Source organism: Dietzia sp. KRD202 (assembly GCF_017168155.1).
Classification (GTDB): Bacteria; Actinomycetota; Actinomycetes; order Mycobacteriales; family Mycobacteriaceae; genus Dietzia; species Dietzia kunjamensis.
Genome location: NZ_JABFAN010000105.1, coordinates 1 through 433, shown reverse-complemented (window position 1 = coordinate 433; position 433 = coordinate 1). Strand labels below are relative to the sequence as shown.

Here is a 433-nt window from a genome sequence, read left to right as displayed (position 1 = left end):
GCCGCACCGCCGCCTCCGCCCACCGCAGCGACTTCGCCGCCTCGGTGACCTGCACGGGCGGCCCGATCGCCCCGGACCAGCCGGCGAGCGCCCGGTCCAGCAGTTCACGGCGGCCGGCCGCGTCGGGTTCGGGCACGACCATGCGGGGCCGCTCGTGCTCCATGTCGAGCAGCACCCCCTGCCCCACGGCGGGCGCGACGGCCTCGCGCGCCGGGCGCAGCAGCACACCGGCCGCGACCCGTCCGGGCACGGGCCAGCCGATGCGGGCGGCGCGTTCGGCGAGCGCGTCGGACGGGTCGCCCCGGTGGTGCTCGGCGAGCATCAGGTCCATCAGCCGGCGCTGCAGCCGCAGCCGTTCACCGGCCTGCCGGGCCGCCGCCTCGGCGTATCCGCGCACCGACTGGTCGACCAGCCCGTCCAGGTACTCGTAGCC

General features: G+C 78.3%; 1 protein-coding gene. It reads right to left on the bottom strand.

Annotation, left to right across the window (positions count from 1 at the left end):
* The coding region (locus J1M64_RS19135; protein ID WP_206475230.1) for a hypothetical protein at positions 1 to 433 on the bottom strand (433 nt) is incomplete at both ends.